The sequence below is a fragment of the Pseudomonas sp. GW823-FHT06E10 genome (genome assembly GCF_058794995.1).
In genome coordinates this window covers 322,027-343,877 of the sequence record NZ_JBXAHJ010000005.1, presented here as the reverse complement: position 1 = coordinate 343,877, position 21,851 = coordinate 322,027, and the positions used below count along the sequence as shown (strand labels likewise).

22 protein-coding genes and 1 pseudogene are annotated in these 21,851 nt (G+C 59.0%); 3 read left to right on the top strand and 20 right to left on the bottom strand.

From position 1 onward, the window contains the following. Window positions 1–37 precede the first annotated feature (37 nt). From AC1Q6Y_RS11190 to ubiE, 12 genes and pseudogenes are all read right to left on the bottom strand, one after another. Entirely contained in the window at window positions 38–2,374 is a 2,337-nt protein-coding gene (locus AC1Q6Y_RS11190; protein WP_492624564.1) for a fibronectin type III domain-containing protein, read from the bottom strand. A gap of 217 nt (window positions 2,375–2,591) precedes the next feature. After that, a complete protein-coding gene (locus AC1Q6Y_RS11185; RefSeq protein ID WP_407047289.1) occupies window positions 2,592–3,305 on the bottom strand; it encodes a methyl-accepting chemotaxis protein in 714 nt (237 codons plus the stop codon). Window positions 3,306–3,446: 141 nt separating this feature from the next. Then, window positions 3,447–4,508, bottom strand: a pseudogene (locus AC1Q6Y_RS11180) (methyl-accepting chemotaxis protein); the annotation flags it as partial. A 222-nt stretch (window positions 4,509–4,730) separates the two neighbouring features. Beyond that, the gene (locus AC1Q6Y_RS11175; protein ID WP_150811975.1) at window positions 4,731–5,438 is read right to left on the bottom strand and encodes a 16S rRNA (uracil(1498)-N(3))-methyltransferase; all 708 of its coding nucleotides are present in this window, start codon (window positions 5,436–5,438) and stop codon (window positions 4,731–4,733) included. Then, window positions 5,435–6,229: a twin-arginine translocase subunit TatC gene (tatC, locus tag AC1Q6Y_RS11170; protein ID WP_492624563.1), complete on the bottom strand. Its 795-nt coding sequence runs from the start codon at window positions 6,227–6,229 to the stop codon at window positions 5,435–5,437. Before tatC ends, AC1Q6Y_RS11175 begins: the two co-directional genes overlap by 4 nt. Further along, window positions 6,226–6,669 carry a Sec-independent protein translocase protein TatB gene (tatB, locus tag AC1Q6Y_RS11165; protein WP_492624562.1) on the bottom strand — a complete coding sequence of 148 codons (444 nt, stop codon included), beginning with the start codon at window positions 6,667–6,669 and terminating at the stop codon, window positions 6,226–6,228. The genes tatC and tatB overlap by 4 nt, the downstream gene beginning before the upstream one ends. A gap of 10 nt (window positions 6,670–6,679) precedes the next feature. Then, window positions 6,680–6,952: a twin-arginine translocase TatA/TatE family subunit gene (locus AC1Q6Y_RS11160; RefSeq protein WP_057712370.1), complete on the bottom strand. Its 273-nt coding sequence runs from the start codon at window positions 6,950–6,952 to the stop codon at window positions 6,680–6,682. 25 nt (window positions 6,953–6,977) lie between these two features. After that, window positions 6,978–7,310 carry a phosphoribosyl-ATP diphosphatase gene (locus tag AC1Q6Y_RS11155; protein ID WP_007975564.1) on the bottom strand — a complete coding sequence of 111 codons (333 nt, stop codon included), beginning with the start codon at window positions 7,308–7,310 and terminating at the stop codon, window positions 6,978–6,980. Beyond that, a complete protein-coding gene (hisI, locus tag AC1Q6Y_RS11150) occupies window positions 7,303–7,704 on the bottom strand; it encodes a phosphoribosyl-AMP cyclohydrolase (protein ID WP_007989281.1) in 402 nt (133 codons plus the stop codon). The genes AC1Q6Y_RS11155 and hisI overlap by 8 nt, the downstream gene beginning before the upstream one ends. Window positions 7,705–7,785: 81 nt before the next feature. Further along, window positions 7,786–9,390: a ubiquinone biosynthesis regulatory protein kinase UbiB gene (gene ubiB, locus AC1Q6Y_RS11145; RefSeq protein WP_057712369.1), complete on the bottom strand. Its 1,605-nt coding sequence runs from the start codon at window positions 9,388–9,390 to the stop codon at window positions 7,786–7,788. Beyond that, complete coding sequence (locus tag AC1Q6Y_RS11140; protein WP_057712368.1) at window positions 9,387–10,010, bottom strand: ubiquinone biosynthesis accessory factor UbiJ; 624 nt, start codon at window positions 10,008–10,010, stop codon at window positions 9,387–9,389. Before AC1Q6Y_RS11140 ends, ubiB begins: the two co-directional genes overlap by 4 nt. Next, window positions 10,010–10,780 carry a bifunctional demethylmenaquinone methyltransferase/2-methoxy-6-polyprenyl-1,4-benzoquinol methylase UbiE gene (gene ubiE, locus AC1Q6Y_RS11135; protein ID WP_053153319.1) on the bottom strand — a complete coding sequence of 257 codons (771 nt, stop codon included), beginning with the start codon at window positions 10,778–10,780 and terminating at the stop codon, window positions 10,010–10,012. Before ubiE ends, AC1Q6Y_RS11140 begins: the two co-directional genes overlap by 1 nt. A gap of 155 nt (window positions 10,781–10,935) precedes the next feature. Here ubiE and AC1Q6Y_RS11130 point away from each other — a divergent pair, with 155 nt between their 5' ends. The 3 genes from AC1Q6Y_RS11130 to AC1Q6Y_RS11120 all read left to right on the top strand — a co-directional run bounded on the left by AC1Q6Y_RS11130 (window position 10,936) and on the right by AC1Q6Y_RS11120 (window position 12,726). Further along, window positions 10,936–11,211, top strand: a complete 276-nt coding sequence (locus AC1Q6Y_RS11130; protein WP_150811973.1) for a polyhydroxyalkanoic acid system family protein — start codon at window positions 10,936–10,938, stop codon at window positions 11,209–11,211. A 245-nt stretch (window positions 11,212–11,456) separates the two neighbouring features. Beyond that, window positions 11,457–11,879, top strand: a complete 423-nt coding sequence (locus AC1Q6Y_RS11125; RefSeq protein ID WP_057712367.1) for a phasin family protein — start codon at window positions 11,457–11,459, stop codon at window positions 11,877–11,879. Between the two features lie 10 nt (window positions 11,880–11,889). Beyond that, a complete protein-coding gene (locus AC1Q6Y_RS11120) occupies window positions 11,890–12,726 on the top strand; it encodes a phasin family protein (protein ID WP_090452655.1) in 837 nt (278 codons plus the stop codon). 192 nt (window positions 12,727–12,918) lie between these two features. On the opposite strand, the gene AC1Q6Y_RS11115 is transcribed toward AC1Q6Y_RS11120, so the two are convergent. The 8 genes from AC1Q6Y_RS11115 to AC1Q6Y_RS11080 form a co-directional block, all read right to left on the bottom strand. Then, a complete protein-coding gene (locus AC1Q6Y_RS11115) occupies window positions 12,919–13,539 on the bottom strand; it encodes a TetR/AcrR family transcriptional regulator (protein WP_057712365.1) in 621 nt (206 codons plus the stop codon). 59 nt (window positions 13,540–13,598) lie between these two features. Next, window positions 13,599–15,281: a class II poly(R)-hydroxyalkanoic acid synthase gene (phaC, locus tag AC1Q6Y_RS11110; RefSeq protein ID WP_057712364.1), complete on the bottom strand. Its 1,683-nt coding sequence runs from the start codon at window positions 15,279–15,281 to the stop codon at window positions 13,599–13,601. Window positions 15,282–15,396: 115 nt separating this feature from the next. Then, entirely contained in the window at window positions 15,397–16,251 is an 855-nt protein-coding gene (phaZ, locus tag AC1Q6Y_RS11105) for a poly(3-hydroxyalkanoate) depolymerase (protein ID WP_057712363.1), read from the bottom strand. 157 nt (window positions 16,252–16,408) lie between these two features. Further along, window positions 16,409–18,088 (bottom strand): class II poly(R)-hydroxyalkanoic acid synthase, encoded by a 1,680-nt coding sequence (phaC, locus tag AC1Q6Y_RS11100; RefSeq protein WP_492624561.1) that lies wholly within the window; start codon window positions 18,086–18,088, stop codon window positions 16,409–16,411. Between the two features lie 260 nt (window positions 18,089–18,348). Continuing rightward, window positions 18,349–18,720 (bottom strand): gamma-butyrobetaine hydroxylase family protein, encoded by a 372-nt coding sequence (locus tag AC1Q6Y_RS11095; RefSeq protein WP_057712361.1) that lies wholly within the window; start codon window positions 18,718–18,720, stop codon window positions 18,349–18,351. 213 nt (window positions 18,721–18,933) lie between these two features. Then, window positions 18,934–20,271, bottom strand: a complete 1,338-nt coding sequence (hslU, locus tag AC1Q6Y_RS11090) for an ATP-dependent protease ATPase subunit HslU (protein WP_057712360.1) — start codon at window positions 20,269–20,271, stop codon at window positions 18,934–18,936. A gap of 54 nt (window positions 20,272–20,325) precedes the next feature. After that, a complete protein-coding gene (gene hslV / locus AC1Q6Y_RS11085; RefSeq protein ID WP_007975582.1) occupies window positions 20,326–20,856 on the bottom strand; it encodes an ATP-dependent protease subunit HslV in 531 nt (176 codons plus the stop codon). Between the two features lie 286 nt (window positions 20,857–21,142). Then, window positions 21,143–21,850, bottom strand: coding sequence for an SPOR domain-containing protein (locus tag AC1Q6Y_RS11080; protein WP_150726570.1), 708 nt, complete (start codon window positions 21,848–21,850; stop codon window positions 21,143–21,145). Between the last annotated feature and the right edge of the window lies 1 nt (window position 21,851).

The following is a 21,851-nucleotide window of genomic DNA, read 5'->3' as shown; positions in this document are numbered from 1 at the left end:
TCCCCGAGCAAAGGTTCGATTTGCTCGGGGAGCTGGTTTAAGACGTTGTGAATTCGGAGATCAGTGGCGGTGACTCACCACCAGCGTTGATTGCCGTTATTCTTATACCGTACCGAGTGTTTCGATACGCCCATATGTTCAGAGTTGATTCGACTGTTGTGAAATGAAAGGCGCCTCCGCCCGGGCTAGTCACTACAACTTTATATTCGCTGACAGCTGTCCCATTCGCAGGCGCATCCCAGGCGAGAATATGTCTCAATTGTACATAGTTATAACGGAAGTTACGGGGCGCGTCGGGTGGCGTATCATCAACAGGCTCAATTGTGATCGATTCAGTTATAGAGCAGGCGCCGTATATATTAATGGCCCACATTTCAACCGTGTAGCTTTCGTTTAGTGGCAGCTCTTGAAATACATAAGTAGTCTCAGCGCTTGCAACGAGAATAGGCGGCTCCTCGTTTAGCGAAATTGCATAATTTTTAAGATTCGTGCTGGTCGACGGAGTCCAGGAGAGGGAAGTGCCTGATTGAGTGCGAGAGGTGATAGTCAAGTTGGTCACTGGTTCTGGACGTATTCCGGAAAAATAAAAGTGGTAAGGAGTACCTCTGTCAAACTCTCCAGAATTTATCATGCGGCATCTATGTGATATGTATTCGCCTTCACTGACCTGGTAGCTAAAAGACGGCCCTTCTCCCGAAATTGGATAGTAAGGTTGACCCGTATCATCGGCTTCGTACGAGAGGTCAGGGAAAAAAATGGCGTGTTCAGTTACGTTCCACACGACCTTGATTTCATATTTCTCCGTTACCTCGTCGTACCCAACTATGTAGTGTGTCGGGTTTGATAAGACGGGGTTTGGGTAAAGTGTGCTGGTTGTGTATTCAGAATAAAATCCATTATTGTCTTTGGCGCGTATTTTAACTTCGTTCTGCTGGTGTAGGTTGATGTCGACATAAGTTACGGAAGCATAAGGGCTGTCTCTATATGGAATGATATCTTTGAGAGTCCCGTTTAGATATAGTTCGTAGCTTTGTATTCCCGCTGCGTCGATTGAGTGACCCCAGCTTATGATGCAGCTATAGCTCGCAAATCTGGTAACAAAAATTTGTCCCGGTATGGTTGGCGGTATAGTGTCTTGAACAAGATCAAATGCCGGAGAAAAGTCTGAGTGATTATCTAGGTTGTCGATGGCTTTAACTTTGAAGGTGTAATTCTTTAGGGCAAAATTTTGGTGCTCGTAAGTGGCGTGACTGGTTGTCGCGAAATGCGCGTCATTACGATAGATGTGATATTCACGCACGCCCAAGTCATCGATTGCCGGATTCCATTTGAACTGTAGAGTATTCTGAAATTGTCCGTCGACCACTGTCTCGTTTTTTGCAATGACATTAAAGTTGGAGGGGGCGCTCGGCTTCGTATTGTCCCTTGCTCTTCTCCTGTTCAGGGCGATGCAGTTGTCGGTAACGGAAATCTTTGTATCTGGCCTTTCAATGAAGTCGACCTGGAGTATTTTGGCATTTAGATGACCCTCTTTGAATGTTTCTATCCGAATAGAGTGATTTTTATTCAAGTACATGGGGCCGCCGACGCCGTAAACGGATGCGTCCAGTATCCAATAAGGAATTGTTGGTGGTGAAGCCATTGAGTCGATAACGAGTGATTCTATGTTTTCGGGCGTGGCATCATCTCTCCATTGGCGGTTAAAGGATTGCCATATCTGCTCTCTTTGGATCCATTCACTTTTCCAGTTGCCATTCGGGTTGTTATGGGGAAGGTGTAGAATAATGCTGCGCCCAGGGTGTTGACTGCGGATGGTGTAAATGTTGGAGTCACTGGCTGATGGTGGAATCAAAAGCCCCTTGATTGGCGTAAAGTACGGTAAGCAGCGTTGAAGGCTGTCATAAGCGTAATTTCTACCTCGGTCATATTTGTGAAAGTCAAGAATCACAATTTCGCCAGGGTTGGCGGTCACGAAGTTTTTTACATCACGCACTAAATGTTCCAGGCGTCTTCCTGCAGAAAGACCGTGTTTGAATTCGAATATTTCAATGAATTTATAGGTTGGAAACTTATTGCCGATGGTTTTTTTATAACTACTGTCGTAGAGGCGCAAGTCAAGATAGCGTGCCCCAGCGGCGAGTTGCTGCGGGAAGGTGTTATCCTGATTGGCAGCCCATTCTTTTCCAATAGCGATCATCCCGGCCCTGTCGGCGCCAGAGTTGTGTGAGCCAGGAATTGCCAATTGGTGCAGCTTGAGCAATGCGATCTCTGAAGCGATATCAGTCATCCAGCGGCTGTAGTTGGTGTAGGGGACGATGTCGTTAGGCGTTGGTGTTTCTGAGGTGTCAGAAGTGTCGATCAGGTCATTGCTCATGATTGTGCTCCTGAAAAATGGGCAGGAGCTAAATAGTGCGCTGTTTAAAAAATTTACATAACTATCAGAACTGATAGTAGTACGGACATAGCTAATGTATTGGTGTTAAAGCTTAAGTCATTAATTTCTTAATGCTTTTGTTCGGGCTGGAAGTCGCAGATCGGCCGGCATGTGAGATACCGACCTTTTTTCATCTACGGGGGGCTTCGTGCTCACCTCAAACCTTGAACCGCCCCACCAGCATCTGCAAATGCGTCCCCAACCGCGCCAGCTCAACGCTGGACGCTGCCGTCTCCTCACTCGCCGCCGACGTCTGATCCGACACGTCGCGCACATTCAGCACGCTGCGGTTGATCTCCTCCGCCACGGCGCTTTGCTGTTCGGCAGCCGCGGCGATCTGCTGGTTCATCGCCTGGATCGCCGACACCGTGCGGGTGATGCTTTCCAGTGAACCGCCGGCACGGCGGGTCAGTTCGACGCTGCTGTCGGTCAGGGTGCGGCTGTTGTCCATGATGGTCGCCACTTGCTGGGTGCCGTTTTGCAGGCCGACGATCAGCTCTTCGATCTCTTCGGTGGACTTCTGTGTGCGCTGGGCCAGGCTGCGGACTTCGTCTGCCACTACGGCAAAACCACGGCCGGCCTCACCGGCACGGGCGGCTTCAATCGCGGCGTTGAGGGCCAGCAGGTTGGTTTGCTGGGCCACGGACTTGATCACGTCGAGCACGCTGCCGATCTTGTCGCTTTCGCGCTTGAGTTCGCCCATGGCCTCGGTGGAGTGACCGACTTCCGCGGCCAGGCGTTCGATCTGGGCGATGGCTTCGCCGACGACTTTGTCGCCCTCCCGGGCCTGCTGGTCGGCGGCGACGGCGGCTTCGGAGGCTTCTTCAGCGTTGCGCGCCACTTCCTGCACGGTGGCGGCCATTTCGTTCATGGCGGTGGCGACCTGATCGGTTTCGACCTTCTGACTGTTGACCCCGGCGCTGGTTTGCTCGGTGACGGCAGACAGCTCTTCAGCGGCGCTGGCGATCTGCGTGACGCCATCGCTGATGCCGCCGATCAGTTCGCGCAGGCCTTGGGTCATGCTTTGCATGGCCCGTTGCAACTGGCCGAGTTCGTCGCGGCGCTGCGATGTCAGGTTGTGCGTCAGGTCGCCACTGGCGACGCGCTGGGCCACGACCAGGGTCTGGTTCAATGGAATGATGATCTGTCGGGTGATCGCCCAGGCGGCCAGCAGGCCGAAGGCGATGGCCAGCACGGTGGCGAGGGTCAGCATGTTCTTGGCATGGGCGGCGTCGGTGTCACGCACGACGGTTTGCGAGACGGTGAGTTTCTGGCTCATGTCCAACAGGATGTCGCCTTGGGTGGACATGCGTGCCAGGGCCTTGGCGCTGGCCACCTGGGAGTCGCGGAACTGGCTGACGGCGGCGCGATAGGCCCTCAGCGAGTCAGTTGCCTGTTGCAGGTTGGCGATGTGTTCTTCAGGCAGTTTGGTCGGCAGGCTCTCGAGGTTCTTCAGGGCGTTGTCGATCGCGTCGAGGGCTGGCTGTTCGGCTTCGCTCTTACCGCTGTAGGTGTAGCCGCGAACCTGGAAGCGCGCCTGCTGGATCAGTTTGCTCAGGTCGATCACGCTGTTGAACGCCGCTACGCTGTCACCTTGCAGCATGGATTTTTCCACTTCGGCGACGCGGGCCACGGCATTGTCGGCAGTGGCGCCGAGTTTGCTGCGGGCGTCTTCACGCTGGGCACCGGCCTGGGTCATGTCGTTGAAGGCGCGGCGGTATTCGGCGACAGCGGCCAGTTGTTGATCGACCATGGCCGTATCGGCCGGTTGCTCGATCAGGCCGCGGGCGGTCTGCAGGCCGCTATCGAGCTTGCCCAACAGATCGTTGACGGCGCCGGGACCTTGTTCGCCGCGACGCATCTCGTAATCCAGGCGTGCAATGCGCAGGTCCTTGGTCAGGTCGTTGAGGCTGGCGATGAACCCCAGTTTATCGCCGCGGCTGGTCACGCCGCTCAGGCCGCTCCAGCCGGTGAAGGTGATCAGCAGGGTCAGCAGCAGCACCAGACCGAAGCCGATCCCCAGCTTGCGTTTGACGCTGACGTTACCCAGATTCTCGGCTAGCCATTGATACATGCTGAAACTCCCCGGACCAAACAATGGTTTTATGGGGGCTTTATCGGCAGGAGGGCTGGATTCTGTAGGTGACTCCCGATGTACGGGCAAGTGATCATCTGTGGCAAATGTTGACCTGTGGGAGCGAGCTTGCTCGCGATGGCGTTGTGTCAGGCAACATGGATGTCGACTGTTAATCCGCTATCGCGAGCAAGCTCGCTCCCACAGGGACAGTGTCGGGGTTTAGAAAAGGCGTGCCAGCAACGCGGTCACGGCGGTTTCGACCCGCAGGATGCGCTCGCCCAGTTGCACCGGTTGCAGGCCGGATTTGCCCAGCAGGTCGATCTCGTAGGGAATCCAGCCACCCTCGGGGCCGATGGCCAGGGTCACCGGTTCGCTGAGTGCGCGAGGGCAGGGCGGGTAATTGCCCGGATGCCCCACCAGGCCGAGGGTGCCTTCGGTGATCGCGGGCAGACGGTCTTCGACGAAGGGCTTGAAGCGCTTCTCGATCACGACTTCCGGCAACACGCTGTCCCGCGCCTGTTCCAGACCGAGGATTAACTGCTCGCGAATCGCCTCTGGCTCCAGGAACGGGGTCTGCCAGAAGCTCTTCTCGACGCGATAGCTGTTGACCAGCACGACCCGTGGCACACCCATGGCCGCCACGGTCTGGAACACCCTGCGCAGCATCTTGGGCCGTGGCAGGGCCAATACCAGGGTCAATGGCAGCTTGGCCGGTGGTGGCTGGTCGAGGGTGACGCGCAATTCCGCTTCGTCGGCGTCCAGGCGCAGCACTTCGGCCGAACCCATCAAGCCACCGATTCGCCCGACGCGCATGCTGTCACCGACTTCACAGCGGTGGACTTCCTGCATGTGGGTCAACCGACGATCACGCAGGATCGCGCGGTCGGCCGCAATGAAATCGGCCTCTTCGAGGAGCAGCAGGTTCACGCTTGGGTCGCTGGCGGCTGGTCGTTGTGATCGTCAGCCGGTTGGTCTTCCGAATGGTCGCCGCGCTTGCTGATCAGGCTGCCGAACAGGATGCCGATCTCGAACAACAGCCACATCGGAACGGCCAGCAGGGTCTGCGAGAAGATGTCCGGTGGTGTCAGGATCATGCCGACCACGAAGCAGCCGATGATCACGTACGGACGGATTTTCTTCAGGTATTTGACATCGACCACGCCGATCCACACCAGCAGCACCACGGCCACCGGAATCTCGAACGCTACGCCAAAGGCGAAGAACAGCGTCATGACGAAATCGAGGTAGCTAGTGATGTCGGTCATCATTTCCACGCCGGCCGGGGTGGCAGCAGCGAAGAACTTGAAGATCAGCGGGAACACCAGGAAATAGGCGAAGGCCATGCCGGCGTAGAACAGAAAGATGCTGGAGACCAGCAAGGGCACGGCGATGCGCTTTTCATGCTTGTACAGGCCGGGGGCGATGAAACCCCAGATCTGGTGCAGGATCACCGGAATGGCCAGGAACAGCGAGACCATCATCGTCAGCTTCAGTGGCGTCAGGAACGGCGACGACACGTCAGTGGCAATCATCGTCGCGCCAGCGGGCAGGTACGCGCGCAGCGGCGTGGAGACGAAGGTGTAGATCTGCTGGGTAAAGGCAAACAGCCCGGCAAAGATGATGAAGATCGCCGCTACGCAGCGCAGCAGACGGGTACGCAACTCGGTGAGGTGCGAAACCAGCGGCATGTGCTGGTCGTTTTCAGGGAGATCGCTCATGGGGCTCGCGGCGGCAAAGTGGTGTCATTGGGCGCTGGCGTTGTCGGCGCGGCGGCTGGAGCAACGGGTTCAACCGGCATCGCTGCCACAACAGGCGCAGTTTCCGCCGTCGGAGCAGGTGTCGGGTCGACAGCCGCGGCAGGCGCAAGAATCGTCTGCGTACCCACATGTTCCACCGGCGTCGGCTCCTGCTGGGTCGGCGTGAAGATTTTCCGCGCCTCCTGCTCAAGCGACAGGATGTGCTCGTTGTGCAGTTGCCGACGAATCTCGTCGGCACCGATTTCACGTTCAACTTCCTGTTTGATTGCGTTGAAGCTGCGCTTCAGGCGCCCGACCCACAGGCCGGCGGTGCGCGCAGCGCCCGGCAAGCGCTCGGGACCCAGCACCAACAGGGCGACGAGGCCGACGAGCAGCAGTTCAGAGAAGCTGATACCAAACATTAGTCAGTGCTCACACGTCTTTGCGGATCGGCTCTTCGACTTTCTGTGCCTGCACGTCGATGGTGTGCGGCTGGTTCACGGATGCCTGTGGCTGAACCGGAGGAACCGGTTGGGCCGGGGTCGCGTTCGGGTCGGCCGGTTTTTCATCGTCGTTCATGGCTTTGCGGAAGCCCTTGATCGACTCGCCGACGTCAGTGCCGAGGTTTTTCAGTTTCTTGGTGCCGAACACCAGTACCACGACAACCAGGATGACGACCCAGTGTTTCCAGTCAAAAATGCCCATGCTGCTGCTCCTCTCTAATAGTTATTCAGGCGGACGGGCGCGAGGCTTTCTCGGCGTGTCCGGAGAGACCGAAACGACGGTCCAGTTCATCGAGTACAGCCTGTGGATGCTGCCCCAATTGGGCGAGCATGACCATGCTGTGGAACCACAGGTCGGCGGTTTCGTAGATCACATCGCTGCAGTCGCCGCTGACGGCGGCGTCCTTGGCGGCGATGATGGTTTCGACCGACTCTTCGCCGACTTTTTCCAGAATCTTGTTCAAGCCCTTGTGGTACAGGCTGGCGACATACGAGCTGTCGGCGGCGGCGCCTTTGCGCTCCTCCAGTACCTCGGCGAGGCGGGTGAGAGTGTCACTCATGTTTGTGCCCTGCGGAATAGATGGCGTGCGGATCTTTCAGGACCGGGTCGACGGTTGTCCAGTCGCCGTTCTCATAGACGCGGTAGAAGCAGCTCTGGCGGCCGGTATGACAGGCGATGTCGCCGATCTGCTCGACCATCAGGATGATGACGTCGGCGTCGCAGTCCAGGCGCATCTCGTGCAGGGTTTGCACATGGCCGGACTCTTCGCCCTTGCGCCACAGCTTGCCACGGGAACGTGACCAGTAAATGGCACGGTTCTCGGCAGCGGTCAGTTCCAGTGCTTCGCGGTTCATCCAGGCCATCATCAGGACGCGCCCGGTCTTGTGATCCTGGGCAATGGCCGGCACCAGGCCGTCAGCGTCCCACTTGATCTCGTCCAGCCAGTTTTTCATCTTCGACTCCGACAGCGGGCTCGACACTTCAATAGCCGAGCTCAGGCGTTCAAACAGTGTGCCAGTCGTTCACACAACTGGCTATCGGCGCACGACCAGATACAAACCGACCGCCATCATGATTCCCGCCGGCCAATAGGCCAACTGGTTCAGCGGTCCGCCAGCGGCAAGGACGGCGCCACCGGCCAGATGGGCCGTACCGAGCAGGCGCAGGAACCAGTCGTCACGGCGTCGACGCCACGGTGGCGGCGGGTCGTAGGCGTGGGGTTGGGACATGCGTTCGAGCAGGTCGCGGGCCATGTTGGCCAGGTGCGGGATCTGTTCGAATTGGCTGTGCACGTTGCCGAGCAGGGCTTTGGGGCTGACCCGCTCGCGCATCCAGCGTTCGAGGAATGGCTGAGCGGTGTTCCATAGATCGAGGTCCGGGTACAGCTGGCGGCCCAGGCCTTCGATGTTCAACAGGGTTTTTTGCAGCAGGACCAACTGCGGCTGCACTTCCATGTTGAAGCGGCGCGCAGTCTGGAACAGGCGCATCAGCACCTGACCGAAGGAAATATCTTTTAACGGTTTTTCGAAGATCGGCTCGCACACGGTACGGATCGCCGCTTCGAATTCGTTGAGCTTGGTTTCCGCCGGCACCCAGCCCGAATCGATGTGCAGCTGCGCTACGCGACGGTAATCGCGCTTGAAGAAGGCGAACAGGTTGCGCGCCAGGTAATCCTGGTCTTCCGGGGTCAGGCTGCCGACGATACCGCAGTCGATCGCAATGTACTGCGGGCTCCACGGATTCACGGTGCTGACGAAAATGTTGCCGGGATGCATGTCGGCGTGGAAGAAACTGTCGCGGAACACCTGGGTGAAGAAAATCTCCACGCCACGCTCGGCGAGCATTTTCATGTCCGTGCGCTGGTCGGCCAGAGTCGCCAGATCGGTAACCTGAATACCGTAGATGCGTTCCATCACCAGCACTTTCGGCCGGCACCAGTCCCAATAGACTTGCGGTACGTACAGCAGCGGCGAACCGTCGAAGTTGCGCTTCAACTGGCTGGCGTTGGCCGCCTCGCGCAGCAGGTCGAGTTCGTCGTAGATGGTTTTTTCATAATCGCTGACCACGTCCACCGGGTGCAGCAGGCGCGCATCGGCCGAGAGTTTTTCGGCGGCGCGGGCGAGGATGAACAGCCACGCCAGGTCCTGGGCAATCACCGGTTTGAGGCCCGGGCGGATCACCTTGACCACCACTTCTTCACCGGTTTTCAGTTGCGCGGCGTGCACCTGCGCCACTGAGGCCGAGGCCAGCGGTTCGACGTCGAAACGGCTGAAGACTTCGCTGATTTTCTTGCCCAGCTGTTCTTCGATCAGCTTGACCGACACCTGCGAGTCGAATGGCGGTACGCGGTCCTGCAGCTTCATCAGTTCGTCGGCGATGTCCTCGGGCAACAGGTCGCGGCGAGTGGACAGGATCTGCCCGAACTTGATGAAGATCGGCCCCAGGTCCTGCAACGCCAGTCGCAAACGCGCGCCACGGCTCAGGTCCAGGGTCTTGCGCGGGAACCAGCGCCACGGCAAGGCGTAACGCAGCGCCCGCAAGAACCAGGGCAGCGGCAGGGCGAACAGCAGGTCATCGAGGCGGTAGCGGATCACGACGCGCTGGATGCGCAACAGACGGCGGACGGCAAGCAGCTTCATGCGTTATCGCTTGGGTCGAGGGATCGGGAAAGGCGCTCGAAACGCGCCTCGAGACGTTCAAGATCGAGCTTGATCTGGTCCAGTTCACTGAATCGGGCTTCGGCTTCGCGCTGGCCGACGAGGGTGCGCGATTCTTCGGCCAGGTATTCGCCCAGGTTCTGGTTGAGGCTGGCGAACCCTTGCTGATACCAGCGGGCGCGGCTGCGCAGGTGACCGCCGACCAGTTGCGTGGCCACCGGACCCAGCCAGCGCGAGAGTTCGTACTCCCAATCCAGCTCCAGGTCCTGGAGGATCGCCGCCAGTTCCAGCAGCACGCCGCTGTCGCCGTCGAGTTCGACTTCAGGGGCGTGCAGGACCGAGGTCTTGTCCTTGCTCATCGCCAGTTTCAACAGGCTCGAGGCCGGTGCGCGCAAGGTGCAGTCGGCGCCGGTTTCCCACTGGGAGGCGAGCATCAGGCCTTCGTCGCTGGGCAGGATGAACAGTTGCAGCACCGGGCTGCGGCAATCGACGGCAATCACCTTGCCGGTCAAATGCGCCAGCCGCGGCAGCGCCGTGCTGTCGAGACGCAGCACCCGGTTCAGGCCGAGTTCAACGCTGGCGAGCAGGCCGGCGAGCAACATCAGGGCTTGATGCCGCGGTGCAGGGCAACGATGCCTGCGGTCATGTTGTGATAGGTCACGCGGTCGAAACCGGCCTCGACCATCATCGACTTCAGGGTTTCCTGGTTCGGGTGCATGCGGATCGATTCGGCCAGGTAGCGATAGCTTTCCGAGTCGTTGGTGATCAGCTTGCCCATCAGCGGCATGAAGGCGAACGAGTAAGCATCGTAGGCCTTGGACATCAGTGCGTTGGTCGGCTTGGAGAACTCCAGTACCAACAAGCGGCCGCCCGGCTTGAGCACGCGCAGCATCGAGCGCAGTGCATCTTCCTTGTGGGTCACGTTGCGCAGGCCGAAGGCGATGGTCACGCAGTCGAAATGGTTGTCCGGGAACGGCAGTTTTTCCGCATCGGCCTGGACGAATTCGACGTTGCCGGCCACACCGAGGTCCAGGAGGCGGTCACGACCGACCTTGAGCATGGATTCGTTGATGTCGGCCAACACGACCTGGCCGGTAGGGCCTACCAAGTGCGAGAATTTTTTGGTCAGGTCGCCAGTGCCGCCGGCGATGTCGAGCACGCGGTTACCGGCACGAACGCCCGACAGTTCGATCGCGAAACGCTTCCATAGACGGTGCATGCCGCCCGACAGAAGGTCGTTCATCAGGTCGTACTTGGCGGCTACCGAGTGGAAAACCTCAGCGACTTTTTCCGCTTTCTGGCTTTCCGGAACGTTTTTGAAGCCGAAGTGAGTGGTGGGTTCGGCATCGCTGCCTTTGCGCTGATCAGTCATATCGCTGTCACCAAAAGAGAATGCGCGACATTCTAATCCCCAAGGCATGCTTTGTCTTGGCAAGGCTGAAGGTAAGATGGGCAACCATCGGGACGTTTTGACGCAGCAGTGGTCAAGATGCCTCGGGAAAGCATCCATAAAGCAGGAGTCATTTGATGGCCCGTATTAGTGTTGAACGTGCCCATGGCCTGGGTAAGGAAGCGGCTCGCGAGAAGGCCGACAAGCTGGCGCAGAAACTTTCCGATCAGTATGGCCTGGAGCCGCAGTGGTCCGGCGACACCTTGAACCTCAAGCGCTCGGGTGTGAAGGGTGCGGTGCATGTCAGTGAAGATTCGATCAAGGTCGACGTGGAGCTGGGCCTGATGATGTCGGCCATGAGCGGCATGATCAAAGCGGAAATCGAAAAGGCCCTCGACAAAGCCCTGGCCTGATTTCCAGCTGTAATGAGATCCCCTGTGGGAGCGAGCTTGCTCGCGATGGCGCAGTGTCAGTCGACATTAATTTTGACTGATGAATCGCTATCGCGAGCAAGCTCGCTCCCACAGTTTTTTGCGTGGCGCTCTCAAAGGTTTATGTCATTTGTTAGGGTGCCGTTTCTAATTTTTCTCCCTACTTTGTGCCAGAGCCCGACACTTACCCGGGCAGTTCCTCAAACCTTCTGCGCGTGAGGTGCACCATGGCCAAAGTTATTTTGAAGAAAAAAATCGACCCGTCGACCGGCACGCTGGGCGACGTCAAATCCTATGCCCGCAAGATCTGGCTGGCAGGCCTGGGTGCCTACGCCAAGGTCGGCCAAGAGGGCAGCGAGTACTTTCAGGAGCTGATCAAGGCTGGTCAGGTTGTTGAAAAGAAAGGCAAAAAGGTAGTCGCTGAGAAGCTTGAAGCGGCCAATGCCGAGATCGATGAAGCCAAGAGTGAAGTCAGCACTTTCAAAGGCAAGGTCGAGGTTCAACTCGACAAGGTCGAGAAGGCGTTCGACACGCGTGTCGCAAGTACCTTGAATCGTATCGGTATTCCGTCTAAACATGACGTTGAGACACTCTCTGCTAAGCTCGATGAGCTGACGGCATTGCTCGAACGTGTCGCGCGTAAATCTTAAGGAGAACGGGATGGCTGTTAAAAAGAAAACCGAAAAAGAAGGCAGCTCGTGGATCGGGAAGGTTGAAGATTACTCCCGAAAAATCTGGCTGGCTGGTTTAGGCGTGTACTCGAAGATCGACACTGACGGCAGCAAACTCTTCGATGCATTGGTTAAGGACGGCGAGAAAGCCGAGAAGCTCACCAAGAGCGCTGTTGGCAAGACTGTCGACGCCGCCAAGGACTCCGCTTCTTCGGCCAAGTCGCGCATCAGCGGCGTGAAAGATCGCGCACTGGGCAAGTGGGATGAGCTGGAAGGTGCTTTCGACAAGCGTCTGAACAGCGCCATTTCGCGTCTGGGCGTACCGAGCCGCAACGAGGTCAAGGCACTGCACAGCAAGGTCGAAACCCTGACCAAGCAAATCGAAAAACTGACCGGTGCCAAGGTTGCGCCTGTTGCGGCGAAAACCGCGGCAGCCAAACCTGCTGCCAAAACCGCAGCCAAGCCACTGGCAAAAGCAGCGGCTAAACCTGCTGCCAAGCCTGCGGCTAAAACTGCAGCCGCCAAACCGGCCGCAGCCAAACCTGCAGCCAAGCCGGTGGCTGCAAAAGCCGCCGCTAAACCAGCGGCTAAACCGGCCGCCAAGCCTGCAGCGAAAACTGCAGCGGCCAAACCTGCTGCGGCGAAAAAACCAGCGGTGAAAAAGCCGGCAGTTCCAAAGGCCGTCGCGCCAAAACCAGCAGTGGCAGCTGCCAAACCGGCAACGCCGGCAGCTCCGGTCAGCGCTTCGAACTCCGCTACCGCACCGACCCCTGCGGTCACCCCGACTGTCGCGCCAGCTCCATCGACGCCAACCAGTCAGTCCTGATTTTCAGGGCTCAAGAAAACGCCCGGCCTGTGAAGGTCGGGCGTTTTTGTTTGTGTGCGAATCTCTGACCGACACAAGCCCAATGTGGGAGCGAGCTTGCTCGCGATGAGGCCATCACATTCAACATTGATGTTGGCTGATCCGCTGCCATCGTGAGCAAGCTCGCTCCCACAGGGTTGGTGGGTGTCAGGGTTATTCGTGGTCTTCCAGGTACTCCATCGCCATCTGTTCGGTCGCGGCCTTCATCGATGGCAGCAGGTGCGGCGCCACCAGCATCATGATCTGGTAAACCACCAATCGCACTTCGCCCTGACGATCAAGAATCCGCTGATAGTCCAGTGAAAAAAGCAGCGTCATGGTGATCTGCTCCACCAGTTGCCCCAGTGCCTGGGTATCACTGACCAGCAGCCCTTGCGCCTTCAATCGTGCCAGCAGCGACGCCAGTGTGCGCTTGAGTGCATTGAGCAGGTTGCGAATGCCCTTGGCCAGTTTCGGCAGGCGCCCGGCGAGGTTCGACAGATCCTGGAACAGGAACCGGTAGTGGGACAGGCGTTCGACGATCAGGTGCAGGAACAGCCAGTATTCTTCGGGTGCCAGTTCGGCATCGGCCGGTGGATCGAGCAAGGGGGCCAGTTCGCCCTGGAAACGCTCGAACAGCCCGAGAATCAGAGGCTCCTTGCCGTGGAAGTGGTAGTAGAGGTTGCCCGGGCTGATGCCCATCTCATTGGCAACTTCCATGGTGGAGACATTCGGTTCGCCCTTCTGATTGAACAACTGCAGGGCACATTCGAGGATCCGGTCGCGGGTTTTCATCCAGTCTTCTTAATGATCGGGTCTTGCCACGGCCGACAGTGGCCGTGGCTCGTTGAACGTCAGCGCACGCGCACGTAAGTACCGGGTGCTGCCTCCATCGGTGGATAGTTCTGGTTGCCGAGCGCCATGTGGGTTTCCTTCTGCGCACCGGAGCGTTCCTGAATCCAGCCAAGCCATTGGGTCCACCAACTGCCATCGACACGCTTGGCGTCGTAGTACCAGGCCCGTGGGTCGCTGCTGAATTTGCCGTTCTCGACGTAGTTGGCTTTCGGGTTGCTCGGCGGGTTGAGGATGCTCTGCACATGGCCGCTGTTGGACAGCACGAAGCGCCGCTCGCCACCGAGCAACAGCGTCGAGCGATACACCGCGTCCCACGGCGTGATGTGATCGTTGATGCCGGCGACGCTGAAGCTGTCGACGGTGACCTTCTGCAAGTCGATCGGTGTGCCACACACTTCCAGGCCGCCCGGGTGAGTCAGCGGGTTGTGCTTGAAGAAGTCCAGCAGGTCGCCATGCAGGGCGGCCGGCAGGCGTGTGTTGTCGTTGTTCCAGTAGAGAATGTCGAACGCCGGTGGCTCCTTGCCCAACAGGTAGTTGTTGACGAAGTAGCTCCAGATCAAATCGTTGGGGCGCATCCAGGCGAAGACCTTGGCCATGTCGCGGCCGTCCAGTACACCTTTCTGATAGGAGCGGCGTTTGGCGGCTTCCAGAGTCTGTTCGTCGGCGAACAGCGTTGCGGGGCTGTCCATCTGACTGTCAAGCAGGCTCACCAGGTAAGTTGCGCTGGACACCCTGCGCAGCTGCCGTTTGGCCTGCAGGTGTCCTTGCAGCGCGGCAATGGTCAGACCGCCGGCGCAAGCGCCCATCAGGTTGACCTCCCGTGCGCCGGTGATCGCCCGGCAGACATTCATGGCCTCTTCTACGGCTTCCACGTAGGTCGAGAGCCCCCATTCGCGGTGACGCACATCCGGGTTGCGCCAGCTGATCATGAAGGTTTGCAGGCCGTTTTTCAGCGCGTACTGGACGAAACTGTTGTGGGGGCTCAGGTCGAAAATGTAGTACTTGTTGATTTGCGGCGGCACCACCAGCAGGGGCTTGGAATACTGCTTTTCGCTCATCGGTTTGTACTGGATCAACTCCAGCAGTTCGTTGCGAAACACCACGGCTCCGGTGGAGGTGGCGACCGTCTTGCCAACCTCGAATGCTTGCTTGGTGACTTGCCGGGGCAGGCCGTCGTTGTGCAGCAGATCGTCCACCAAATGGCTGATGCCACGCACCAGGCTGTTACCGCCGGAATTGAAGAGCTCCTTGACCGCCAGTGGATTGAGCAGGGTGTTGGAGGGTGATACGGCGTCGTTGAGCAAGGTGAACGCAAAGTGGGCACGGGCGCGGTCGTCCGGGCTCATGTCGCTCTCGTCGATCCAGCTCTTGACCTGTTTCTGCCAGCTAAGATAAGCCTGCAGGCTGCGCCGATAAAACGGGTTGAGGCTCCATGCCGGATCGGTGAAGCGAGCGTCCTGCGGGTTGGTCGGGTGCAGGGTTTCGCCCAGCAGCACACGACCAAGCTGGCCGCCGAGTTTGAGGGCATGTCGGGCACTGTGCACCGGATTGCGCAAGCCATGGGCGGCCACACTACGCAGGGTCGATAACAGATCCCGACCGCGCAGGCCGGTAATCGCACTCTGTGCATTGATGAACGCGGCGGGAGTCGGTAAGGAATCCCTCGCTGGTTTCTCGCGCATGAGTCAACACTCCTTCGTCTTCAGGCTAAAAACAAACACACCGAACCAGAACACCATAGACGCTGTAACGGGTTGTTGCGCGGCGTGGCGTCCTGCCGGCCGCTGATGCAGCGGTTTAGCTGCCCAATGGCGCCGGACGCGGATGCATCACCGCGCGCTGGCGCTCCTCTTCCAGGAATTTCATGATGATCGGGGCCACCGCTTCGGCCCGGGTAATCAGGAACAAATGCCCGTCATCGATGATGTGCAACTGGGCGTTGGGGATCCGCCAGGCCAGCAAGCGCATGTTGACCAATGGGATCAGCGGGTCATCGTCGCCGGCCAGTACCAGGGTCGGCTGACGGATCTTGTGCAACCAGTGGATGCTGGTCCAGCCGAGACCGGCGAACAACTGCCAGTAGTATCCGAGCTTGCCCGCTGAGCGCACCTTGGCCGCATGGCTCGCGGCCAGCGTCGGGTCGCGACGGAAAGCGCCGCCGTAGATCATCGGCGCAATGCGGATCACGTGGGACGGTTGGATGTAGCGTCGCGGGCTGGCCATCATCCACAGCACTTTCGGCTTGCCCGGTACCATCACCGCACCCGCCGCCGTTGCCGCCAGCACGAGTTTCTTGCAGCGCTCCGGATAGTCGTAGGCGAACTGTTGAGCCAGGGCGCCCCCCCAGGACACGCCGATGACGTTGACCTGCCCGTAGTCGAGATAGTCGAGCATCCGCGCTGTGAGCTTCGCAAGGCTCGGAAAACGGTACGGCCGGTTTGGTGTCGACGAACCGCCGACGCCGGGTACGTCGAAGGCGATGACTTCCAGGTCCGGGTCCAGTGCCGCGATGAACGGGAACACCAGCTCCAGGTTGGCGCCGATGCCGTTGAAAATCAGCAGGGGCGTCAAGTGAGGCTTGCCGGGGCGTACCGCCGTGCGGAGCGTCTGGCCATCCAGATCGACGGTACGGAATATGAAGGGTTGCGGCATGCTTCTGGCCCTGTGGGTCGCTTTCTCAAATTCTTCCCCGATCCCTTTGTGGGAGCGAGCTTGCTCGCGATAGCGGAGTGTCAGTCAGCGCATATGCCAAACCTGCCACCGTCATCGCGAGCAAGCTCGCTCCCACAGGGAAGTCGAGGTGTGTCAGTTACCGCTCATGCACATAGGTGCCTGGCGCGGCTTCACCCGCGGGATAGGCCTTGTTGCCCAATTTCAGCGGAGCTTTTTTCAGGTTGCCCGAACGCTGTGCCTGCCATGCCTGCCAATGCAGCCACCAGGAGTCGGCGTGCTTGGTCGACTCTTCCTGCCAGTCATCGGCATTGACGGGCATTTCAGTGCTGGTCATGTAGCGCGATTTCGGATTGCCCGGCGGGTTCAGAATGCTCTGGATGTGTCCGCTGCTGGACAGCACGAATTCAACGTTGCCGCCGAACAGTTGCGCCGACTTGTAGCAGGAGCGCCACGGGGTAATGTGGTCGCTGGTGCCGGCCAGCGAGAAGATGTCGGCGGTGACCTTCTTCAGATCGATCGGCGTACCGCACACTTCCAGTGCATCGGCACGGGTCAACGGGTTACTTTTGAACATCTCGATCAGGTCGCCATGGAACGCGGCGGGCAACCGGGTGGTGTCATTGTTCCAGAACAGAATGTCGAATACCGGAGGTTCGTTGCCCAACAGGTAGTTGTTGACCCAGTAGTTCCAGATCAGGTCGTTGGGGCGCATCCAGGCGAAGACTTTCGCCATGTCGCGGCCTTCGAGTACACCGGCCTGGTACGACTGGCGCTTGGCGGCTTCCAGGGTTTGCTCGTCGACGAACAGGGCCACGTCGCTGTCCAGGGTGGTGTCGAGCACGCTGACCAGCAGGGTCAGGGCGTTGACCTTGTTCTCGCCGATTGCCGCGTAGTGGCCCAGCAGAGCGGTGCAGGTGATGCCGCCGGAGCAGGCACCGAGCATGTTCACGTCTTTGCTGCCTGTGATGGCGGTGACCACATCAACCGCTTCCTTGAGCGCTTCGATGTAGGTCGACAGGCCCCACTCGCGCTGCTCCTTGGTCGGGTTGCGCCAGCTGACGATGAAGGTCTGCATGTTGTTGCGCAGGCAGAACCGCGCCAGGCTCTTTTCCGGGCTCAGGTCGAAAACGTAGAACTTGTTGATCTGCGGCGGTACCACCAGCAGTGGGCGCTCATGCACCTGCTCGGTGGTCGGCTTGTACTGGATCAGCTCCAGCACGTCGTTGCGAAAGACCACCGCACCCTCGGTCACGCCAAGGGTCTTGCCGACCTCGAATGCACCCATGTTGACCTGGCTCGGCATGCCGCCGTTATGCACCAGGTCCTTGGCCAGATGCGAGAGGCCGTCGAGCAGGCTCTTGCCACCGGTTTCGAAGAAGCGCTTGACCGCCGCCGGGTTGGCCGCCGTGTTGGTCGGCGCGAAGGCCTCGGTCATGAGGTTGATCACGAAGTGCCCGCGGCTGACGTCCTTGGCCGGCAGGTTGCTGTCGTCGATCCAGTCGTGGAGTTCCTTGCGCCACGCCAGGTAGGTTTGCAGATAACGTTTGTAGAGCGGGTTCTGGCTCCAGGCCGGATCCGCGAAACGACGGTCATCGCTGGTCGGTAGCAGCTCGGATTTGCCGAGCAGCACGTTCTTGAGTTCCAGGCCGAAATGAGCGACATGCCTGGCGCTGTGAATCGGTTGCTTGATGGCCTGCCTGAGCACCATTCGAGCAGAAGCCAGTAGATCCTTTCCACGCAGTCCAACGACAGGATTTAGCCCCAAGGTGTTTTCCGAGGCTTGACTCTTCAAGTCATCGTTATTCTTGTTACTCATCTACGACGCTCCATTGTCCTGAGACGAGTACCGGGGTCCTGCTGTGTAGTCACACAGCCAATGCCAGGTACTACTGCTCGGGTGACCGTTAATTCTGCATCGCTGCTTTTTAGTTCGCAGAGATCACTGCAGGGAACTTGCCAGTTCCATTGGTTACCCGAGTTTAATTTTTTTCGCAAGCAGGCCAATGACTGACCTCGCGGCCAAGCATTCAAACAGATGAAATTAGAAAATGCCCTCTAAAGAGCAAGAGGTTCGGATTAGAGCATCAGCCTGACGACGGATTCGTTCGGATCGCGGGTTTTTCCGGCGGCTTTGAGCTCGGCCAGATAATCTTCCCAGAGTGCGTCATAACGTCGCCCCAGCTCGTACAGATATTCCCAGGTGAACAAACCGCTGTCGTGGCCGTCGTCGAAGGTCAATTTCAGTGCGTACTGACCGGCGGGTTCTACCTTGGTCAGTCCTACGTTGATCTTGCCAAATTGCAGGATGGGTTTGCCGTGGCCCTGGACCTCGGCGGAAGGAGAGTGCACGCGCAAGAACTCGGCGGGCAGGGTGTACTCCTCGCCGGACGCGTATTTGAGCGTCAGGGTTTTCGAGGCTTTGTGCAGCTTGATGTCGGTGGGGATCATGGCCAGATGTCCGTCTTGTGCAGAACCTTGTGGGAGCGAGCCTGTGGCGAGGGGGCTTGCCCCCGTTCGACTGCGAAGCAGTCGTAAAACCGATCACCGCATTCTGATTCAGGATCGCGGTGGCTGGTTTTAGGTGCGCTTCGCGCCCCAACGGGGGCAAGCCCCCTCGCCACAGGCTCGCTCCCACAGGATCTCTATCGCTGTAAGTATGGCTTACAGGATATAACGGGACAGATCTTCGTTCTGTGCCAATTCACCCAGGTGGCTGTTGACGTAGTCGGCGTCGATCTGGATCACCTTGTCGTCATGGGCGCTGGCCAGGTCGCCGGCGCTGAACGACACCTCTTCGAGCAGGCGCTCGAGCAGGGTGTGCAGGCGACGGGCACCGATGTTTTCGGTTTTCTCGTTGACCTGCCAGGCGATCTCCGCGATGCGCTTGATGCCGCTCGGCTGGAACTCGATGCCCAGGCCTTCGGTTTTCAGCAGAGCGCAGTATTGCTCGGTGAGCGAGGCGTGAGGCTCGCTGAGGATGCGTTCGAAATCCTCAGGGGTCAGGGCCTTGAGTTCGACACGGATCGGCAGACGGCCTTGCAGCTCTGGCACCAGGTCGCTCGGCTTGCTCAGGTGGAACGCACCCGAAGCAATGAACAGGATGTGGTCGGTCTTGACCATGCCCAGCTTGGTGTTGACGGTGCAGCCTTCGATCAGCGGCAGCAGGTCGCGCTGCACGCCTTCGCGGGACACATCGACGCCACCGGAATTGCCACGCTTGGCGACCTTGTCGATTTCGTCGATGAACACGATGCCGTGCTGCTCGACCGCTTCCAGGGCCTTGGCCTTCAACTCTTCATCGTTGACCAGGCGACCGGCTTCTTCGTCGCGCACCAGCTTGAGCGCTTCCTTGACCTTGAGCTTGCGGGCTTTCTTCTTGCCCTTGCCCATGTTGGCAAACAGGCTTTGCAACTGGTTGGTCATTTCTTCCATGCCCGGTGGCGCGGAGATATCGACGCCGGCCATTTCGGCGACCTCGATTTCGATCTCCTTGTCATCCAGCTGACCTTCACGCAGGCGCTTGCGGAACAGTTGACGGGTGTTGGAGTCGGCAGTCGGGGCGTCGTCGCTGCTGAAGCCCATGCGCGCCGGTGGCAGCAATGCATCGAGGATGCGCTCTTCGGCGGCGTCTTCGGCGCGGTGGCGAACCTTGACGATTTCCTGTTCGCGCAGCAGTTTGATCGCGGCATCGGCCAGGTCACGAATGATCGATTCGACGTCGCGGCCGACATAGCCGACTTCAGTGAACTTGGTCGCTTCGACCTTGATGAACGGCGCATTGGCCAGTTTGGCCAGGCGACGGGCGATCTCGGTTTTACCGACACCGGTCGGGCCAATCATCAGGATGTTCTTTGGCGTTACTTCAACGCGCAGCTCTTCGGGCAGTTGCATGCGGCGCCAGCGGTTGCGCAGGGCAATGGCGACGGCGCGCTTGGCATCGTCCTGGCCGATGATGTGGCGGTTGAGTTCGTGGACGATTTCACGGGGAGTCATGGACATAATATTCAGTGGACCTCAAGCAAGAATGAGCCGTGGTGCGATGGCTGCACGGGCTTACTCGGCGCAGTCCTGCTCCTCAATGGTCTGGGTGTGGTTGGTGAATACACAGATGTCGCCGGCGATACCGAGGGCGGTTTCGACGATTTCCCGGGCTGACAGGTCGGTCTTTTTCAGCAGCGCGCTGGCCGCGGCCTGGGCGTAGGCGCCACCGGAACCCATGGCGATCAGGCCGTCTTCGGGCTCAACCACATCGCCGTTGCCGGTGATGATCAGGGAGGCGTCCTTGTTGGCGACCGCGAGCATGGCTTCAAGGCGGCTCAGGGAACGGTCGGTGCGCCATTCTTTGGCGAGTTCGACGGCGGCGCGCACCAGGTGACCCTGGTGTTTTTCAAGCTGGCCTTCGAAGCGTTCGAAGAGGGTAAAGGCGTCAGCGGTGGCACCGGCAAAACCGGCGATGACCTGACCGTGGTACAGGCGGCGAACTTTTTTCGCGTTGCCTTTCATCACGGTATTACCAAGGGAAACCTGGCCGTCGCCGCCCATGACGACTTTGCCGTGGCGGCGAACTGAAACGATGGTGGTCAAGGGAAGAGTCTCCACGCAGCGGGGCGAAAATGCCTTATGCCCATTCATATGGGGGTGGTGGAGAGGATTTCAACTGAAGGAAGCGGCGGGGGACGAATGGCGTGCAATAACTGTGGCGAGGGGGCTCGCCCCCGTTCGGTCGCGCAGCGGCCGTAAAACCGGTATCCCGGATTTGTCTGAAGCAACGTGGTGTCCGGGTTTGGGGGCGCTTCGCACCCCAGCGGGGGCAAGCCCCCTCGCCACAGGGGTTGTGGGCGACCTCAAGCAAGGTGCCCACGGGGAGGAATCAGCGGCTCTGGCGTTGTTGTAACAACAAATTGCTGAAGCCTGCGCCCGCCAATTGTTTCTGCGCGGTGGTCAGTTGCTCGCGGTTGCTGAACGGACCGACCAGAACCCGATACCAGGTTTCGTCTTTCACCGTGCCGGACTCAACCGCCACGGCCTGGCCCAGCAGGATGATCTGCGCCCGCACCTTGTCCGCATCAGTCTCTTTGCGGAACGAGCCAGCCTGCAGGAAAAACTTCGTCACAGGCGCAGCCTTGACCGGTGGTGCAGGAGGCGGAGTAATCCCGGCCAAGGCAGCCTGGGCCCGTGCGGTGTCGATCTTCGCCGCTTCGGCCGGGGTGACCGGCGTGGTCGGGATGGCCGGCACTTGCGGCGTCGGCAGGGTTTTTTCCGGCACGGCATCCGGCGGCACGATGACTTCCGATTCCGGCAGCAAGGTGTAGAAGTCGTACTTCGGCTTCACCGGTTGCGTCGGGCTCGGCGGGGTCTTGTTGGCCTCGGCGATCTTGCTGGCTTTCTGCTGTTGCTCGACCTTTTCACGCTTGACCGTGTCGCTGCCCTTGCCCGGCTCCAGTTTCATCAAAAACACAAGGAAGGCACCGACCGTGAGGCCGATGACCATCCACAACCAACCCGGAATCGGTTGCTTTGCAGGAGCTTGGTAACGGCTGGCGCCACGCTTGGGTGCAGGTTTTTTCTTGGCAGCCAAC

Coding starts and splice junctions, on each gene's coding strand:
- AC1Q6Y_RS11190 (WP_492624564.1), bottom strand. CDS start 2,374: ATGAGCAATGACCTGATCGACACTTCTGACACCTCAGAAACACCAACG.
- AC1Q6Y_RS11095 (WP_057712361.1), bottom strand. CDS start 18,720: ATGATCCCCACCGACATCAAGCTGCACAAAGCCTCGAAAACCCTGACG.
- tatC (WP_492624563.1), bottom strand. CDS start 6,229: ATGAGCGATCTCCCTGAAAACGACCAGCACATGCCGCTGGTTTCGCAC.
- hslU (WP_057712360.1), bottom strand. CDS start 20,271: ATGTCCATGACTCCCCGTGAAATCGTCCACGAACTCAACCGCCACATC.
- ubiB (WP_057712369.1), bottom strand. CDS start 9,390: ATGAAGCTGCTTGCCGTCCGCCGTCTGTTGCGCATCCAGCGCGTCGTG.
- AC1Q6Y_RS11160 (WP_057712370.1), bottom strand. CDS start 6,952: ATGGGCATTTTTGACTGGAAACACTGGGTCGTCATCCTGGTTGTCGTG.
- AC1Q6Y_RS11120 (WP_090452655.1), top strand. CDS start 11,890: ATGGCTGTTAAAAAGAAAACCGAAAAAGAAGGCAGCTCGTGGATCGGG.
- AC1Q6Y_RS11140 (WP_057712368.1), bottom strand. CDS start 10,010: ATGTTGCTCGCCGGCCTGCTCGCCAGCGTTGAACTCGGCCTGAACCGG.
- AC1Q6Y_RS11155 (WP_007975564.1), bottom strand. CDS start 7,310: ATGAGTGACACTCTCACCCGCCTCGCCGAGGTACTGGAGGAGCGCAAA.
- AC1Q6Y_RS11115 (WP_057712365.1), bottom strand. CDS start 13,539: ATGAAAACCCGCGACCGGATCCTCGAATGTGCCCTGCAGTTGTTCAAT.
- AC1Q6Y_RS11125 (WP_057712367.1), top strand. CDS start 11,457: ATGGCCAAAGTTATTTTGAAGAAAAAAATCGACCCGTCGACCGGCACG.
- hisI (WP_007989281.1), bottom strand. CDS start 7,704: ATGAAAAACTGGCTGGACGAGATCAAGTGGGACGCTGACGGCCTGGTG.
- AC1Q6Y_RS11185 (WP_407047289.1), bottom strand. CDS start 3,305: ATGAACGAAATGGCCGCCACCGTGCAGGAAGTGGCGCGCAACGCTGAA.
- ubiE (WP_053153319.1), bottom strand. CDS start 10,780: ATGACTGATCAGCGCAAAGGCAGCGATGCCGAACCCACCACTCACTTC.
- AC1Q6Y_RS11130 (WP_150811973.1), top strand. CDS start 10,936: ATGGCCCGTATTAGTGTTGAACGTGCCCATGGCCTGGGTAAGGAAGCG.
- phaC (WP_492624561.1), bottom strand. CDS start 18,088: ATGAGTAACAAGAATAACGATGACTTGAAGAGTCAAGCCTCGGAAAAC.
- phaC (WP_057712364.1), bottom strand. CDS start 15,281: ATGCGCGAGAAACCAGCGAGGGATTCCTTACCGACTCCCGCCGCGTTC.
- tatB (WP_492624562.1), bottom strand. CDS start 6,669: ATGTTTGGTATCAGCTTCTCTGAACTGCTGCTCGTCGGCCTCGTCGCC.
- phaZ (WP_057712363.1), bottom strand. CDS start 16,251: ATGCCGCAACCCTTCATATTCCGTACCGTCGATCTGGATGGCCAGACG.